Origin of the sequence: Streptomyces sp. NPDC001315, from assembly GCF_042896175.1 — a bacterium.
In the GTDB taxonomy this organism is placed as follows: Bacteria; Actinomycetota; Actinomycetes; order Streptomycetales; family Streptomycetaceae; genus Streptomyces.
The window spans coordinates 258,176-274,666 of record NZ_JBIAWZ010000009.1 but is presented as its reverse complement, the minus strand read 5'-3'; the positions used below and the strand labels follow the sequence as shown (position 1 = coordinate 274,666).

Below are 16,491 nucleotides of genomic sequence, written 5' to 3'. Positions count from 1 at the left end.
GTCATGACCGCATTCAGCAGGCGCAACTTCCTCGCCTCGGCCGTCGCCGTTTCCGCCGCCCTCACCCTCGGCGGCGCCCTCGACTCACTGCCCGCATACGCCGCCGACCCCGACTACCACCCCGGCCACCCCTGGCTCCGGGAGTCCCGTATCGGCCTGTTCCTGCACTGGGGCATGCGCACCATCCCCGAGTACACCGACGTAGAGGCGTGGGAAGCCCGCGTCACCGGCGACGGCTGGAGCGCCGACTACTGGGTCGACGAGGCGATCAAGCTGCACGCCTCGTACCTCGTGCTCACCTCGTTCCACTCCAAGCTCGGATACGTCCGTACGTGGCCGTCGCGCATCCCCGGCTCGCCCCGTACCCGGCGCGACTTCCTCGGCGAACTGATCGCAGCTGCCAAGGCCAAGGGCCTCAAGGTCGTCCTCTATATGACGGACGACCCGCAGTGGCACGACGAGACCGGCCACGACTACCTGGACTCGGCCGCGTACTCCGCCCACAAGGGCCGGGACGTCGACATTTCGACGCGCGACGGCTTCGGCATGTTCTCGTACGACAACTTCGTCGAGGTCATGGCGGACTACCCGGACCTCGCCGGGTTCTGGATCGACAACGACAACGCGTACTGGGAGACCAACGGCCTCTACGAGCGGATCCGGCGCGAGCGGCCCGAGATGACGCTGAGCAACAACAACGAGGACACCCCGATCATGGACATGGTCAGCCATGAGCAGAAGCGGGGGATGCTCCCGGACTACGACTACGCGGCGGCCACCTGGACTCCCCTGCCGCGCCTCGCCGAGGGCTGCTTCACGGTGGCGGGACGCTGGTGGTACAACGGCTCGGACAACAGCGTCGACTACCCGCTCACCCTGCGCCGCATCATCTCCAACTGCGGTGCTTCCATACGGTCGCTGGTGGCGGAGGGCGCTCAGCACGGCGGCCGGTTCCCGGCGAAGACCGAGGCGTTCAACGACTTCGCGAAGACGTGGCTGGACGGCGCCTGGGGCGCGCTCGAGGGCACCGAGGGCGGCGGCTATCTGTACGGCGGTATGCAGCCGGGCTGGATCGCGGACGGCGGTTTCGTCGCGGTCACCGTCGCCAAGGACGACCCGACCACTCAGTACCTGCACATCACCACACGCCCGTCCGGCGACACGGTCCGGATCCGGGACAACGCGCACAAGGTGTGGCGCGTCGAGGACTTCCGCACCGGGGAGCGACTCGCCTTCACCCAGGCGGACGGCTACCTCACGGTATCCGGCATCACACAGTGGGACACGTACGACACCGTCCTGACGGTCCGCACCGCCGAGGACCGCATCGGACTGATCCCGCCGTCCGAGATCACGGCGACGGCGACGAGCTCCAAGTCCGGCTACCCGGCCGCGCATCTGGTCGACGGCGACTTCACGACGTACTGGGATGCGGGCGACACGATCCCGGTCTCCGTGACGCTCGACGTGGGCGAGGTACGGCCCGTTGCGTATCTCGCGCTCAACCAGCGGGAGTGGTCGCCGACGCAGAACCGGGAGACGTTCGGCCGCAAGGAGGACTCGGCCCGCATCAAGGACTACCGGGTGTACGTGAGCGACGACGGGAAGGCGTGGAGCCAGGACCCGGTGGCGGTCGGGGTGCTGGAGAGCGCGAAGGGCGTGCGCTTCATCGATCTCGGCGTGCGGTGCCGCTACGTACGGCTCGACGTCGATTCGACCTGGGCGGCCGATTCGGTGCCGGCCTTCTACCACAAGCTGCTTGTCGATCACATCGGCGTGGGCGAGCACTACCCGAGAGGGGTCGGCCATGTCTGACATCGAGATGGCCCGGCGCGGATTCCTGGGAACCGCGATGGCGGCGGGCGCCGCGCTGTCCCTGCCGGCGGTACCGGCGGCGGCCGCGTCCGCCGATGAACACCCGCCTGTCGTACGGGACCTGGTCGGAACGGGCGGGCAGTGGGCCCGCTTCCTCAAGGACCAGGACCTCGTGTGGGGACGCGTCCCGCGGACCTGGACGGAAGGCCCGTTCCTCGGCGACGGACGGCTTGGATCGATCGTGTACGTGCCTCAGGACGGCCGGAGCGTCCGTTTCGAGGTGCAGCACAGCGAAGTACAGGACCACCGCCCCGAGATGGGCGGCAGCCTCTACGGTCTGGCGCGGCTACCCCTCGGGTACTTCAGCCTCGACACGGTCGGCACCGTCACCGGCGTCGACTGGCGCCTCGACCTGTGGAACGCCGAGCTGTCCGGCACCGTCACCACCACCGAGGGCGAGATCGCGCTCACGGCGCTGGTGCACAGCACGCGGTCGGTGCTGATGGTGCGGCTCGTGCCGAGCGAGGGCGAGCGCGGAGCCGCGTGGACGTTCCATCCGGCGGACGCGATCAGCCCGCGCCAGTTCACCAACCCGCTCGACTCCTACGTCTACAACCCGGCGCCCGAGACCCGGCAGGACGGCGACACGCACCTGGCGGTGCAACAGCTGCTCGCCGGAGGCCAGCATGTCACCGCCTACCGGGAGCTGCGACGCGACGAGGACAGCTGGCTGTACTGCACGGTGACGCACTCGCATCCGGGGCGCACCGCCGAGAAGGCCGCCGTCGCCCGGCTCGCCGACGTGCTGGACGGACCACCGAGCGTGCGCGTCAAGTCGCACCGCGACTGGTGGCACGCCTACTACCCCAAGAGCTTCGTCTCGCTGCCCGACGGGCGGTTGCAGAGCTTCTACTGGATCCAGCTCTACAAGATCGCCTCGGCGACGCGCCGCGACGCCCCGGTCATGGCGACGTCGGGGCCGTGGCTGCAGCCGGGCGGCTGGCCCGGCGTGTGGTGGAACCTCAATGTGCAGCTGGAGTACTGGCTGATCCACGGCTCCAACCATCTGGAGCTCGACTCCGTCACGCGCACCCTCGACGAGAACCGGCAGCACCTGATCGAGAGCGTGCCCGCCGCGTATCAGCACGACTCGGCGGGGGTGGTGCGCGCCACCGACCAGTTCTGCCAGGTGGGCACCTTGCGGGTGCCGGGCGACCGTGACCCCGAGGTCGGCAATCTGACCTGGGCGCTGCACAACGTCTGGCTCAGCTACCGCCACACCATGGACATCTCGGTCCTGCGGGACGTCCTCTTTCCGCTGCTGCGCCGCGCGATCAACTTCTATCTGCACTTCCTGCAGCCGGGCCCGGACGGCAAGCTGCACCTGCCGGCGACGTTCTCGCCCGAGTACGGCGGCACGGCGCCCGACTGCAACTACGATCTGGCGCTGCTGCGGTGGGGCTGTACGACACTCGTCGACTCCGCCCGCATCCTCGGCGTGGACGATCCGCTGCTGCCGCGCTGGCACGAGGTGCTGCGCACGCTCGTCGACTATCCGGTGGACGAGAACGGTTTCATGATCGGTGCGGGGGTGCCGTTCGCGAAGTCGCACCGGCACTACTCGCACATGCTGTCCGTGTACCCGCTGTACCTGGTCAACTGGGAGCAGCCGGAGCAGCGCGAGCTGATCGAGACCTCGCTGAACCACTGGATCGGCTTCACCGGCGCGCTGCGGGGCTACAGCTTCACGGGCGCCGCCTCGATCGCCGCGCAGATGGGCCGCGGCGACCAGAGCCTCGGCTACCTCAAGGACCTCCTCGCGCAGGGCTTCATCCAGGCCAACACCATGTACCGGGAGGGCGGCGGCCCGGTCATCGAGACGCCGCTGTCGGCCAATCAGTCCCTGCACGACATGCTGGTGCAGAGCTGGGGCGACACCATCCGCGTCCTCCCCGCGGTGCCGCGGGCCTGGGACGCGGTGACGGTGCGGGACTTCCGGACGCAGGGCGCGTTCCTGGTGACGGCGGTGCGCCGCGAGGGCGCGACCCGGTGGATCCGGATCCGCAGCCTGGCCGGAGCGCCGTGCCGGGTGCGGCACGGGATCGACGGGCCGGTCACCGTGCACGGGGCGAAGTGGCGGGAGGCCGGGGAAGGGGTCGTCGAGCTGGAGCTCGCGGCGGGCGAGGAGGCTCTTCTCCTGGCTGAGGGTGTACGCGATCTGGTCGTGGAGCCGGTCGAGGTGTCCGGGGAGTGGCAGGCCTGGGGCCTGCCCGCGCTGCCGCCGCCCGGCCGCACCACCCCCGTCGACCTGTCGGAGCACTTCGACAGCGACGGGATCAGCACCCACGAGAACATGACGGACGGCGACTTCGACGGCACGGGACGCACATACCCGGCCGAAGAGCTCCCTGCCGCGGGCCCGCTCACGTTCGAGGGCGTGCAGTACACCTTCCCGTCGTACGCGAACGGCGCTCTCAACAACGTCACCGCCAAGGGTCAGACGATCCCGGTGCCGCCGGGCCGGTACGCGAAGCTCCGCGTCCTGGGGGCGTGCTCGTACGGCGCTCTGAAGACCACGCTGATAGCGACGTACACGGACGGCTCCACGCAGGCGGTGGAACTGGCGATGAGCGACTGGGCGGGGACGGCGCCGGCCGACGGCAGCGAGCTGGTGCGGTGCACGCACCGGCATGGGCAGAGCGCTCCCGACTCCCTCCAGGTCGGCATCTTCCAGACCCCAGTGACGGTGGATCAGGCCCGCGAACTGCGCTCTCTGACCCTGCCGGTCGCCTCGAAGCCGGCGCTGCACATTTTCGCGCTGTCCGTGGAGGAGCCCCGATGACCGGCCCGAGACCGCTCAGCCGCCGCGCCGTCCTCGCCTCGGCCGCCGCCCTGGGACTCAGCCTGACCGTCACTCCGGCGGTCGCCGCGGCTGAGGACGCCTTCGACGCGCTGCGGAACCGCTGGCGCACGATGATGACGGGTGGGGACCTCGACGCGGGCGACCCCGCCTTCACGGAGCGGGTCGCCGGGATCGACGCGGCGGCCGAGGCGCGTTGGCGCACGTTCGACGCGAGCGCGGGCCGCGGCGCGCTGTGGCCGGACCTCCCGCTGACCGACCCGAAGACCGGTAACTTCAACAAGGCGTACGGCGCGCTGCGCACCCTCGCACTGGCCTGGGACACGCCCGGCACCAGCCGCTACCACGACGAGTCCGCCGCCCGGCTCCTCGTGGACGCACTGGAGTTCCTGTACGCCAACGCCTACAACGAGACCCTCGAACGGCAGGGCAGCAATTGGTACTGGTGGGAGATCGGCACCCCGCGGTCCCTCGTCGACACATGCACGCTGCTCTACGACCGCATCCCCGCCGACCGCCTCACCGCGTGGCTGCGCCCGGTGGACCGCTGGTGCCCCGACCCGGATCGCCGCATCAGCAACGCCACCATCACCGAGACCGGCGCCAACCGCACCGACAAGGCGGTGATCGTCGCGGTGCGCGGGCTGCTCGGCAAGGACGCGCACAAGCTGGAACTGGCCCGCGACGGCATGTCGGACGTGGCCGGCGGCGGCCGCTACAGCCTTCTCGCCTACACCGAGGGACCGGGCGACGGCTTCTACCCGGACGGCTCGTTCATCCAGCACGAGTGCTACCCGTACACCGGCGCGTACGGATCGACGTATCTGAGCGGAGTCGCCCAGCTCGTCGCGCTGTTCGCCGGTTCGCCGTGGCAGAGCACCGACCCCGACCTGCGGAACGTGTACGACATCGTGGACCGGGCGTTCGTGCCGGTGGTGCTCGACGGGCACATGATGGACGCCCTGCGCGGCCGTGGCATCAGCCGGCAGAGCTCGGGCGCCGAGTACGTGGGCCGCGAGGTCACCGAGACGGTGCTGCTCCTCGCGCAGGGCGCCCCGGAGGCGTACACCGCGCGGTGGCGGCCGCTGCTGAAGGGCTGGCTGACCCGGCAGACGTACCAGCCGATCCTGCGCGGGATCTCCCTGCCGTCGATCCGGCGGGCGAAAGAGATCCTGGACGATCCGGCGGTGCCGGTCGGGAAGCGGACCGTGGGCACGTACGTCTTCGCGGACATGGACCGGATCGTGCACCGCAGGCCGGACTGGTCGTACGCGATCGCCCTGTCGTCGCGGCGGGTCGGGGCCGTGGAGTCCATCAACCAGGAGAACCTGCACGGCTGGTACACGGGCGACGGCATGACGTACCTGTACACGGCGGACGACCAGGCGCACTGGGGCGACCACTTCTGGCCCACCGTGGACTCGTACCGGCTGCCCGGCACGACGGTCGACACCCGGGTGCGCGAGGATCTGCCGCACAGCCAGAACTACCGGCCGCCGGCGGACTGGGCGGGCGGCGCCGTTCTCGACGGCGCGTTCGCGGCGGCGGGACTCGACCTGGTGCCCGACGGGGTGAGCCTGCGCGCCAAGAAGTCCTGGTTCCTGCTGGACGACGCGGTGATCGCGCTCGGCGCGGGCATCACGTCGAGCGACGGGCGGACGATCGAGACGGTCGTCGAGAACCGCAATACGCACGACGCGCACGCGCCCTTCGCGCAAGGCGAGCGCTGGGCGCACCTGGAGGGCACGGCGGGCTACGCGGTGCTCGACGGCGGGGAGTTGCGGCTCAGGCGCGAGGAGCGGACGGGCGCCTGGTTCGACATCGACCAGGGCGCCACCACCAGCGGCGACACGACCCCGCGCACCCGCCACTACACCACCCTCTGGTTCGACCACGGCGCCGACCCTCAGAACGCCCGGTACGCGTATGCCGTCCTGCCGCGCGCCTCGGCCGCCCGTACGGAGGGGTACGCGGCCGATCCCCAGATCGAGATCCTCGCCAACTCGGCTCGGGCACAAGCGATTCGATGCGGTCGGCTGCATCTGATCGCCGCGAACTTCTGGCAGGCCGCCGACGTCGCCGCCCTGACGGCCGACGGCCCCTGCTCCGTCCTGCTGCGCCGTGACGGTGCCCGGCTGCGGCTCGCGGTGTCCGATCCGTCGCGTACGACTCAGACGGTGACGCTGACCCTGCCGTGGCCGGTCAAGGGCGTGGAGTCGGCGGACTCGACGGTCTCGCTGGATGCGCGCCCCCACACGGTGACGGTGCGGACGGCCGGGACGCGCGGTCACACGCAGACGGCCGTCCTCACTCTGCCCTGACCCTGTCCTTCGACTGGAGCTGATGACAGACATGTTCTGCATGTCCCTGTTCGGAAGGCGCCGCCGTCCGGCGGTTCTGCGCGCGCTCGCGCTGTCCTGCGCCACGCTCGCCACGCTGCGCCTGCGGCGGCACCGGCGGGGGCGGCGGCGCCGGTTCGGAGGGCTCGAAGGAGCTGCTGGTGTGGGTGGACAACACCCGTACCACGGCCGCCAAGGAGTACCAGAAGGCACATCCGCAGCAGAAGATGCGGATCGTCACGATCCCGCCGGACGCCGGCTACGTACCGACGAAGATCTCGCTCGCCAACCACGCCGAGCAGGGCTGCCCGATGTGGCCGCCGTCGACTGGTGGACCGCGCGCTGACCCACGTACAGCACCGCCTCACCAACTAACCTCACAGTGAAGGGAAATTGATCGTGCGCAGACGAACCATCCTCACCGGCGGCGCGGCCGCCGGGCTCGGCCTCGCGGGCTGGGGTCTCGCCTCCGCCCCGCAGGCCCAGGCCGCGCCCATCGGCACGGGCTGGACCGAGATCTCCCCGGGCTTCACCCTCCAGACCCCGCCCGGCACGACGCGCTACGAGTACCTGTCGGCGACCGGCGAGCACCACCTGTGGCTGTACGACAGCGACCCGTGGCTGTGGCCGGACAGCTCGTCGGGGCCGCGCAGCGAGATGCGCTGGAAGAACGACTACACCAGCGGGCAGACGCAGTTCGAGTGCGACATGAAGGTCGCCTCCGGAGCCCACAACGTCACCGTCTTCCAGATTTTCGGCGGCTCGACCTGGGCGACGGCGTTCATGACGCTCGCCATGAACACCAACAGCCTCGACTACTACGACATCGAGAAGTTCTACTCGCCGATCTACGACACGTACGTCCGGCTCAACGTCGTGCACGAGACGGACACCGGAAACGTCCACGTCTTCGTCAACCGCACCTTCATCAAGACGTACAAGGACCACGGCGACGCCACGCACTATTTCAAAACGGGCCTGTACGGGCGGGACGGGATGTCGGCACGCAGCGACATCTACCTCAAGAACATCCACCTGTACACGAAGTGACGGTGTCGCAGCGATGACGAGAGGAAGACGGACGGCCGTGCTCTGCGCGGCCGTCTACAACTCCGCGAAGTCGATCGACGCCCTGCACGCGAAGTACCCGAACACCTTCTTCTTCGAGTCGGAGTCGGCGTCGGCGACGTCGGCGCGCGGCGCCTACCAGGACCCCCAGTGGGGCAACACGGCGCAGGACTACACGCCCGGCCGGCGCGAGCCGTCCTCCTACGACAACAACATCGTGGGGTGGGCGTCGAGCGGCGAGCACGCGTTGAAGAAGGACCGGGACCGGGAGTACTTCGCCGGCCAGTTCATCTGGTCGGGCCAGGACTGCATCGGCGAGCCGACTCCGTACAACAACGTGTTCCCGGTGAAGACGTCGTACAGTTCACACGTCACCGCCACCCTGGGTGCGGCGTCCCCGGCACCACCGGCCGACGCGACTTTCTCCGGCTCGGCCACCACGCCGCCCGAGGCGATGACCGACGACGACCCCGCAACCGGCTGGTCGAATCTCGCCTCGAAAGGCGCGAGCCTCCAGTTCCCGGCGATGACGCACGCCCATGAGCGGGAATGGGTGGCCCTCAACTGGTCCGGCAGGCGCTCCGTCTCCAGCCTGACCGCACGGTTCACCACAGGTGGCGCCCTGTCCCTGCCACAGTCGGTGCGTGTCACGTACTGGGACGGCGCGCAGTACGTGCCCGTTCCGGACGTGCGCATCACTTGGGTGGCCACCTCGGACGCACCCAGTACGTTCTCCTTCTCCGAGGTGGAGACGAGCAGGGTGCGCCTGGAACTGACCAGCCCGACCCCTGGCGCGACAACGGGCTTCTTCAGGATCAGTGAACTGACCGCGCAAACATGAGAGTTGCGGCGTGACGCCTGAAACGGCGGCGGCCTCGGGACATCCCTGGGGCGGCCGCTGCCCTCTGCCGCCTGTTCGGGATCAGGGCCAGGCGCCGAAGGAAGCGCCATGACGCTCTCCGCTGGAGGCACGCCGCAGTCGCTCGGTCTGGTCACATCTGCGCAGCGTGCCCTTCACAAGCCCGCCGACAAGCACGAACCCCGCCCCGGGTATCCGGGGCGGGGTTCCCTTGAGCGCCGGGCAGGCCTTGCACCTGCATCTCCCCGCAGGAAGCGGGGCGTCTTTCCTTGGACCACCAACGCACGACGTGTTCCCTGCAGTTCCGCAGCACGCTCAAGATCAAGTATAGCGTGCCCTGGCCGGGTGCCTCATCCCCGCCTGCGACTGGGGCCTCCACCCGACCCGCAAGCCGGCCACGTGGGCGTGACCAGCCAACGGTGAGCTGGCGGGAGGACGTGGGCGCGATATCGCTTGAGGGCACTCCCCTGCACTGGTGCCCCTCCTCCGTCACCGCCCGATCCCCTCAAGTCGTCGCATGAGGTTTGCACGCCACCGTTTGATCCCACCGGGCCGGGACGAGGGCTGTCAGCATCAGGAACGCGGTCAGGACGAAGGCCCAGGGGTAGCCGGTCAAGCCGGCCACCGTGCCGAAGCCGACCGCGCCGATGCCCATACCCGCGTCGTAGGCGACATTCCACAGTGCGCTCACCGTCCCGTACCCGGAGGCCGGGACCCGGGAGTACATCAGCGTGAGGGTTGCGCTCTGGGTGATGCCGAAGCCGACCCCGAACACGGCCGTACCCACGACGACCGCGACGGGAACTCCCGTGAGGGCAACGACGAGGATGCCGGCGGCTGAGGCGACCACTCCCGGCACGACCAGCCCGGCGGCTCCGCGCCGGTCGGCGCGCCGACCGGCGAACCAGCGGGATGCGGTCGCGGCGGCCGGTTGCACGAAGAGAGCCGCGGCGACCACGCTGGAATGGCCCGGCGCCACGGCCAGCGGCAGAAAGGTGACGACGATCCCCGCGCCCACTGCCGTCACCGCGAACACGGCCGTGGGGCGGCTGAGCGTGCCGGAGCGGGCCCCGGCGAAGATCCCCAGGGGCAGCCCCGACGCCGCTTCCCGCCCGGGCAGGCCCGGGACGGCGGCGACGGAGACCAGGGCGATCAGTGCCGCCACCGAGCAGACGGGCCCGTACCCCGTGTGCAATGCCAGCCAGGCCCCGAGCGGGAGGCCCACCAGCGACGGCACACCGGCCATGACGCCGATCAGGGCCAGCCCCTCACCGCGGCGTTCGGGCGGGATCAGCGACGCCGTCAGCGCCCCACCCGCCACCAGGGTGAACGCGAAGCCGAGCCCCCGGACAAGGCACACCGTCACGATGCACGCCATGCTCTGCGACACGATCAGGGCCAGTGCCGGAGCACCCAGCAACAACAACCCCGCCCCCAGCATCACCCGATGGCCACAGCGCGCGGCCAGCCATGGGGCTACCAGCTCGCCGGCCACCGTGGCCAGCATCAGCGCACCGGTGACCAGGCCCGCCTTGTCGCTGCCCCCGCCCGGTGCGCTCTGCGCGTACGCCGGGACGACCGACAGCAGCAGATAGAAGCTCGCCGAGGAGCCGACGACCGTCACAAAGCGCAAAAGCAGCGGGCGGGTCACCAGACGCGGCCGCGCCTCGGCAACTCGGTCTTCAGAACCGGCGGATGAGGCCATGGGACGAAACCTAGAGGACAGAGCCGCCCGAAAGCTCACCGTTTCCATGCCTGTTCAGCGGGCCGGTTCGTCGCCGCCCTGACCGCTGTCGCCGCCAGGCAAGAACGCGGACACCCCACGGGCTTCACGCTGGCGACGGCTCTCCAACGATCCACCACGGTCCCTGCCGCACACCGAGTGACATCAAAACTCGGTTCTGGCACAGAGCTTGGGAATCGGTAGCGGAGCGTCACCCCGGTGCTTGATGGCGAGAGAGCGGGTTCCCGTGAGACCGCGTAACGTACGCCTTGCCGCCTGACAGGCGAGGGTGACGCTCCGTCAAATCGCCGCCGGGGTTGGCGGCGGCCGGTGACGGTGCCGGGCCCGGGGGGGCGGCGGCCTGGTCGGCGAGGAACAGCGTGGTGTCGGCGGGCCGTGCGGCAAGGATGGCAACCAGCTCCCCGGCGGTGGTCACCCCGCGGGCGCCGAGCGGGCGATAAGTTACCCGCCATGACTGAACCAGGATCCGTCGCCTGGCCACCTGCCCCGATCAACACCGAGCGGCTCGTACTCCGCGAGTCCGAGGCCCGGGACCGTGCGGCGTTCATCGAGCTGTTCACCTCGCCGGAGGTGGGCGCCTACATAGGCGGCCCTCGACCGCGTGATGAGTTGGAGCGCGCGTTGCCCGAGACGCCCGCGAGGCGCCCCGGCCTTTTCGTGATCGAGCTCGACGGAGCGATGATCGGCATCATCGAACTCAACCGGCGCGACGCGGAGCATCGGAGTCATGTCCGTCCGGATGCCGGAGAGGCCGAGCTCGGCTACCTGTTCCTGCCAGAAGCATGGGGACGCGGGTACGCCGCCGAGGCGTGCGCGGCGGCGCTCGGCTGGTTCGCCGACGCCCTGCCCGGCGAGCCGGTGGTCCTGTACACCCAGACCGCCAACGACCGCTCGATGCGCCTCGCGGCGAAGCTGGGGTTCACCGAGGTGCAACGGTTCGAGGAGTGGGGCGCCGAACAGTGGTTCGGCGTGTGGTCCCCGGTCACGCCGCCCGATTGAGCTCGTGCCCGGAAGAGGTGAGGTGCCGGCCGCGAGTTGTGACAGCCGATCGACGGTTCGGGCCGCAGCCGGAGGTGTTGCATTCCGAGACCGTCGATGTGATGCGTATCACCGCCTGGGTGCTTCGGGTCAGGCATACGCGATCATGACCGGATGGACGCTCGTTTCCTTGGCATCGCTGAGCTGGTCGAAGCCCCGTCCGTGGCGGTCGTGGTCGACGTCATGCGTGCTTTCACAGTGGCTGCCTGGGCCTTTGCCCAGGGGGCCGAAAAGATCGTTCTTGCTGAGTCGCTGGACGAAGCCCTGGCGCTCAAGGCTCGCCACCCGGATTGGGTGGCCGTCAAAGACGGTCCGCCCGCGCCCGGGTTCGACACCGTCAACTCGCCGGGGCTGCTGCGGTCCATTGACCTTGCCGGACGGACCGTTGTGCAGAAAACCACGGCAGGGACGGTCGGCGCCCTTGCGGTCAAGGAGGCGTCGCTGGTGCTGTGCGCCAGCTTCGTGGTGGCGGAGGCAACGGCTCGGCTCTTGCGGACACGCGAGTGTGACAGTGTCACATTCGTGGTCACTGGCGACGATGGGCACGCCGATGAAGATCGGGCGTGCGCTCAATACATCGCTCGGAGGGTCACCGAGGCTGGGACGGATGCAGCTGAGTTCCTCCGCCGCGCCGGCGAGTCGCGCGCCGCCGCCGAGCTGGCGGAGGGCGTGCGTCAAGGAGTCCATCCTGATGACGTCGCACTCTGTCTTGAGCTCGACCGGTTCCCCTTCGCCATGGTGGCGACCTTGGAAGACTCGCTCATGGTCCTGCGTCCGTACGCCGTGCCTTCGCCGACCGACGAGGCTTCGACTGATCGCTGATGAGGACCAACTCTCGCCATGCGAGAGCCGCCATCCGGGCGGGCACCCGGTATCAACTGCATGTCCCGAGCACGGTGGTTCGGGCTGGCGGCAGACAGCAGGCACAGGGACGGGGGCGGGGTGCCGTAGAAGGCGGTGCGGTCGACGGCCGCTTCAGCGCGGCGTCACCCAGCCCGGCGCCCAGGTCCCGGCTGCGTCGTGGCCGGCCGCTGTGGCGGCGAGGTGGGCGCGGAGGGTGGCCAGCGCTGGGTGGGGGTTGTCGCGGTGCCAGAGGAGGGAGTGCGGGTAGACGGGCGTCGGGTCGGTCACCGGGATGCGGCGCAGGCCGTGGCCGGCGGGCCAGACGAGGCGGGTGTGCTCGCCCATGAAGGTGGCCAGGGCCGGGGTGTCGGCGACGGTGTCGAGGAGCGCGTCCGAGCCGAAGTTGGGGCCGGTCGCCTCGATGGTGAGGCCGAACTCGGTGACGAGGTCCTCGTAGTAGGCGGCCCACTCGGTACCGGGGACGATGCCGGGCATCCAGATCCGGTGCCCGGCGAGCTGAGCGACGGTCACCGACCGGGCGCCCGCCAGCGCGTGGGCGGGGCCGGTGAGGAGCTGGAGCGGCTCGTCGAGCACCCGGACGGACTCGATGTCCTCGGGAAGGGGCCGGCCGGGCGCGGCGACGGCGCGGAAGGACGTGTCGATCTCACCGGACCGGATGGCGGCGACGGCCGTCTCGATGTCGAACAGCATGACCACGTCGAGGTCGATCTCGGGGTGCGCGCGGTGGAAGCCGCGCATCAGGCCCGACGCCGCGCCGCGCGAGGCGATGATGTCGACGCGCAGCGCACGGCGGCCGGTGCGCACGGACGTGACCGCGCGCTCGGCGACACGCAGCAGCTCGCGCGCGTGGGGCAGGAACGCCTGCCCGTCGATGGTGAGCTCGGCGCCGCGCCCGGTGCGGGTGAACAGCCGCACGCCGAGGTTGCGCTCCAGCACGGCGATGCGCTTGGAGACAGCCTGCTGGGTGACCGCCAGCTCGACGGCGGCCTCCTGGAACTGCCCCGCGTCGGCGGCGGCGACGAAGGTCCGCACGGTGTCGAGGTCCATACCGACACCCTATGGGCACAACCGTTGGTTGTGCCCGACGACCCTGCGGTTGTTTGATCCCCGGGTATGGTGCCCGCTTTGATGTTTCCGATCGCGGATCGGTTGTGCGGGTGAGTGGCGAGGGGCGGCGGGCATGAACAGCGGGCACCGGCTGGGACACCTGCGCGGACATCGGCTGGGGCGGCGGTTCGGGTGGCTCTGGGGAGCGTACGGGACCAGCGCGCTCGGCACGTGGCTCGCCTTCGGCGCGTTCCCGCTGATCGCCATCCGGGTGCTGCACACCGGACCGGCCCAGGTCGCCGCGCTCTCCTCCGTGGGGGCTGCGGTGGGCGCGGCCGTGGCGGTGCCGCTCGGTCCGTGGGTGGAGTTCCGCCGCAAGCGGCCGGTGCTGATCGCCATGGACCTGGTACGGTTCGCGGCGCTGCTGACGATCCCCGCCGCGTTCGCGCTCGGCGTGCTCACGTTCCTTCAGCTCCTGCTGGTCTCGGTCGTCGTCGCGGCCGCCGACATCACCTTCCGCGCCGCCTCCGGCGCATACCTGAAGACGCTGCTGCCGGCCGAGGACCTGCTCGTCGCCAACGCCCGATTCGAGTCCACGGCCTGGACGACCACGATCATCGGACCGCCGCTGGGCGGCGCCGCGATCGGGCTCCTCGGTCCGGTGGCGACGGTGGTGGCCGACTCGGTCAGCTACCTGCTCTCGGCCCTGGGCATCCGCGCGACGGGCGGGCACGAGCCCCGGCCCGAGCGCCCGGAGGCCGCGCGCATGCGGGCCGGGGACCTGCTCGACGGCTGGCGCCACATCCTCGCCGACGCGACGCTGCGTCCGCTGTTCTTCAACACCGCCTTGTTCAACGGCCTGGTGATGGCCGCCGAGCCGCTGCTGGCCGTCCTGATGCTCGGCCGCCTCGGGTTCGCACCGTGGCAGTACGGCCTCGCCTTCGCCGCGCCCTCGATCGGCGGGCTGCTCGGCTCGCGGCTGGCCCGACCGCTCGTCGCCCGGTTCGGGCAGCACCAGGTTCTGGTCGTGGTCGGGACGCTGCGCGCGCTCTGGCCCGTCGGCCTGGCCTTCCTGGGGCCGGGCACCGGAGGGCTGCTGCTGGTGATGGGCGTCGAGCTCGGGCTCATCTTCTGCTGCGGTGTCTTCAACCCCGTCTACGCCACTTACCGCCTCCAGCGCACCGCGACCGACCGGGTCGCCCGCACGCTGTCCGCCTGGGCGGTGACGACCAAGGCCTCGACCGCGCTCCTGACAGCCGTCTGGGGCGTGCTGGGCGTCCTGCTCGGCCCGCGTACGGCGATCGGCCTGGCCGGCGTGCTCCTGCTGGCGACCCCGCTGCTGCTCCCCCGCCGCGCGGCAGCGCCTCTCGCCGAGCCGAAGCCGACACCGAGCCGCGCCTGACGGGCCGCCACGGCCCGCAGGCGGGGCAGCGTGGGATACCCGGCGCGTCGTCAGTGGACGACGTCGAAGACCTGCTTCTGCAGGCCATTGCTGTAGACCTCGTGCTCGACCAGCTTCAACTTCTGGGTGTCCTTGTCCGTGGTGCTGAACAGGCGCTTGCCGGCGCCGAGCAGCAGCGGGAAGACCAGCAGGTGGTAGCGGTCGATCAGGCCCGCGTCCGAAAGGCTGTGGTTCAGCGAGGCGCTGCCGTGGACGATGATCGGGCCGCCGTCGGTCTCCTTGAGGGCGGCGACCTCGTCGAGGGAGCGCAAGACGGTCGTCTCGCCCCAATTGGAGACCAGCTTGTCCTCGGTGAGGGTGGTGGAGACGACGTACTTCGGCATCGTCTTGTAGTGCGCGAATTCCGCCATGTCCGGCCACACCGGGCTGAACGCCTCGTAGCTGACCCGGCCCATGAGGATCGCGGTGGACGCCTGCTGTTCCCGCTCCTTGATCTCGAATGCCTCAGGGACGAACTCGACCTCCTTGAAGGTCCATCCGGAGTTGCGGTAGCCGGGTTCGCCGCCCGGCCCCTCCACGACGCCGTCGAGCGAGATGAAGGCCGTGCTGATCACAGTGCGCATGAGAAATCTTCCTCGGTGTCTTGGATGTGTGGTGTGTGACTGCTCGGTCTGCGCGTGGGCCGCGTTCACGGCGCCGGTGCTCTGATGGCGAGGCGCCGGTGACCGCTGCGGAGAGCGGCTGGTCCGGCGGTTCTGGTGATGCGGGTCTGGGCGCCCGGCGGTGCGGTCGTGTGCGCTGGTGAGCCGGCGGTCGGGCGAGGAGGCCGGTCAGCCACGGCTGCCAGGCGGTCTCGACGCTGTCCGCGTCCGGGCCGAAGAGGTGATGGAACATCAGCGCCACGGCAATGAAGCGGTGGAAGGTGTAGATCCCGTCGGCGGTGCGGACCTCGATGCGCTCGTCGTCCGACCAGGTCACCGCTGTCCACCGGCGACAGGCCGGCCCGCTCGGCGTGCGAGCGCGCTCCCACGAGGTGGCCTCCCGCCGCCGGGCCCGGGAGGCGCCGGTCAGTGAAGCGCCGACCTCCTGCACCAGCCGCACCCCCAGCGCCGGCAGCCGGCCCGCGGGCTGTCGGCATGGCGACCGAGCCGCGCCCGGTCAGGGCGGCGAGGATCCGGGACCGCGCCGGGTCCAGGGACGCCTCGGCCGCGGCGGGTTCTTCGATCACAGCAACGTCCAGCACCGCCCCAGAATGCAACCGACAAAAAAATTTGTCAAGAAAGGGAAAGTCGTCGGGAGCGGGCAGTGCTGCGCCACCGGCTGGCAGACGTTCGTCGGTATCACCGGCTTGTGTACGGCGACGTCGTCGATCCGGGTGAACGAGGCTGGTGCCCGGATCGGAAACGGGTTGGTGGTGAAGACTCCGAGCGTGGTGAGGATGCCGGGAGTTGCCCG

At 70.2% G+C, this 16,491-nt stretch carries 12 protein-coding genes; 9 read left to right on the top strand and 3 right to left on the bottom strand.

Going from position 1 to position 16,491, the window contains the following annotated elements; genetic code table 11:
* Window positions 1–3 precede the first annotated feature (3 nt).
* From ACFY16_RS25375 to ACFY16_RS25350, 6 genes are all read left to right on the top strand, one after another.
* Window positions 4–1,815 carry an alpha-L-fucosidase gene (locus ACFY16_RS25375; protein ID WP_390649465.1) on the top strand — a complete coding sequence of 604 codons (1,812 nt, stop codon included), beginning with the start codon at window positions 4–6 and terminating at the stop codon, window positions 1,813–1,815.
* Window positions 1,808–4,657 carry a glycoside hydrolase family 95-like protein gene (locus tag ACFY16_RS25370; protein ID WP_390649464.1) on the top strand — a complete coding sequence of 950 codons (2,850 nt, stop codon included), beginning with the start codon at window positions 1,808–1,810 and terminating at the stop codon, window positions 4,655–4,657. Before ACFY16_RS25375 ends, ACFY16_RS25370 begins: the two co-directional genes overlap by 8 nt.
* Window positions 4,654–6,996 (top strand): polysaccharide lyase 8 family protein, encoded by a 2,343-nt coding sequence (locus tag ACFY16_RS25365; RefSeq protein ID WP_390649463.1) that lies wholly within the window; start codon window positions 4,654–4,656, stop codon window positions 6,994–6,996. Before ACFY16_RS25370 ends, ACFY16_RS25365 begins: the two co-directional genes overlap by 4 nt.
* A gap of 185 nt (window positions 6,997–7,181) precedes the next feature.
* Window positions 7,182–7,400 (top strand): hypothetical protein, encoded by a 219-nt coding sequence (locus ACFY16_RS25360; protein WP_390649462.1) that lies wholly within the window; start codon window positions 7,182–7,184, stop codon window positions 7,398–7,400.
* Window positions 7,401–7,413: 13 nt separating this feature from the next.
* Window positions 7,414–8,064 carry a polysaccharide lyase family 7 protein gene (locus tag ACFY16_RS25355; protein ID WP_390649461.1) on the top strand — a complete coding sequence of 217 codons (651 nt, stop codon included), beginning with the start codon at window positions 7,414–7,416 and terminating at the stop codon, window positions 8,062–8,064.
* A 13-nt stretch (window positions 8,065–8,077) separates the two neighbouring features.
* Complete coding sequence (locus ACFY16_RS25350; protein ID WP_390649460.1) at window positions 8,078–8,923, top strand: hypothetical protein; 846 nt, start codon at window positions 8,078–8,080, stop codon at window positions 8,921–8,923.
* Window positions 8,924–9,446: 523 nt separating this feature from the next.
* On the opposite strand, the gene ACFY16_RS25345 is transcribed toward ACFY16_RS25350, so the two are convergent.
* The gene (locus ACFY16_RS25345) at window positions 9,447–10,646 is read right to left on the bottom strand and encodes an MFS transporter (RefSeq protein WP_390649459.1); all 1,200 of its coding nucleotides are present in this window, start codon (window positions 10,644–10,646) and stop codon (window positions 9,447–9,449) included.
* Window positions 10,647–11,135: 489 nt separating this feature from the next.
* On the opposite strand from ACFY16_RS25345, the gene ACFY16_RS25340 reads away from it, so the two are divergent.
* Together ACFY16_RS25340 and ACFY16_RS25335 are read left to right on the top strand one after the other, a co-directional pair.
* A complete protein-coding gene (locus ACFY16_RS25340; protein ID WP_390649458.1) occupies window positions 11,136–11,684 on the top strand; it encodes a GNAT family N-acetyltransferase in 549 nt (182 codons plus the stop codon).
* Window positions 11,685–11,837: 153 nt separating this feature from the next.
* Window positions 11,838–12,545 carry a 2-phosphosulfolactate phosphatase gene (locus ACFY16_RS25335; RefSeq protein WP_390649457.1) on the top strand — a complete coding sequence of 236 codons (708 nt, stop codon included), beginning with the start codon at window positions 11,838–11,840 and terminating at the stop codon, window positions 12,543–12,545.
* Between the two features lie 153 nt (window positions 12,546–12,698).
* On the opposite strand, the gene ACFY16_RS25330 is transcribed toward ACFY16_RS25335, so the two are convergent.
* Window positions 12,699–13,634 carry a LysR family transcriptional regulator gene (locus tag ACFY16_RS25330; RefSeq protein WP_390649456.1) on the bottom strand — a complete coding sequence of 312 codons (936 nt, stop codon included), beginning with the start codon at window positions 13,632–13,634 and terminating at the stop codon, window positions 12,699–12,701.
* 133 nt (window positions 13,635–13,767) lie between these two features.
* Here ACFY16_RS25330 and ACFY16_RS25325 point away from each other — a divergent pair, with 133 nt between their 5' ends.
* On the top strand, window positions 13,768–15,036 hold the full coding sequence (locus ACFY16_RS25325) for an MFS transporter (protein WP_390649455.1): 1,269 nt from the start codon (window positions 13,768–13,770) through the stop codon (window positions 15,034–15,036).
* Between the two features lie 50 nt (window positions 15,037–15,086).
* On the opposite strand, the gene ACFY16_RS25320 is transcribed toward ACFY16_RS25325, so the two are convergent.
* A complete protein-coding gene (locus ACFY16_RS25320) occupies window positions 15,087–15,659 on the bottom strand; it encodes a dihydrofolate reductase family protein (protein ID WP_390649454.1) in 573 nt (190 codons plus the stop codon).
* Window positions 15,660–16,491 lie beyond the last annotated feature (832 nt).

Coding starts and splice junctions, on each gene's coding strand:
- ACFY16_RS25345 (WP_390649459.1), bottom strand. CDS start 10,646: ATGGCCTCATCCGCCGGTTCTGAAGACCGAGTTGCCGAGGCGCGGCCG.
- ACFY16_RS25330 (WP_390649456.1), bottom strand. CDS start 13,634: ATGGACCTCGACACCGTGCGGACCTTCGTCGCCGCCGCCGACGCGGGG.
- ACFY16_RS25320 (WP_390649454.1), bottom strand. CDS start 15,659: ATGCGCACTGTGATCAGCACGGCCTTCATCTCGCTCGACGGCGTCGTG.
- ACFY16_RS25375 (WP_390649465.1), top strand. CDS start 4: ATGACCGCATTCAGCAGGCGCAACTTCCTCGCCTCGGCCGTCGCCGTT.
- ACFY16_RS25350 (WP_390649460.1), top strand. CDS start 8,078: ATGACGAGAGGAAGACGGACGGCCGTGCTCTGCGCGGCCGTCTACAAC.
- ACFY16_RS25340 (WP_390649458.1), top strand. CDS start 11,136: ATGACTGAACCAGGATCCGTCGCCTGGCCACCTGCCCCGATCAACACC.
- ACFY16_RS25335 (WP_390649457.1), top strand. CDS start 11,838: ATGGACGCTCGTTTCCTTGGCATCGCTGAGCTGGTCGAAGCCCCGTCC.
- ACFY16_RS25365 (WP_390649463.1), top strand. CDS start 4,654: ATGACCGGCCCGAGACCGCTCAGCCGCCGCGCCGTCCTCGCCTCGGCC.
- ACFY16_RS25370 (WP_390649464.1), top strand. CDS start 1,808: ATGTCTGACATCGAGATGGCCCGGCGCGGATTCCTGGGAACCGCGATG.
- ACFY16_RS25325 (WP_390649455.1), top strand. CDS start 13,768: ATGAACAGCGGGCACCGGCTGGGACACCTGCGCGGACATCGGCTGGGG.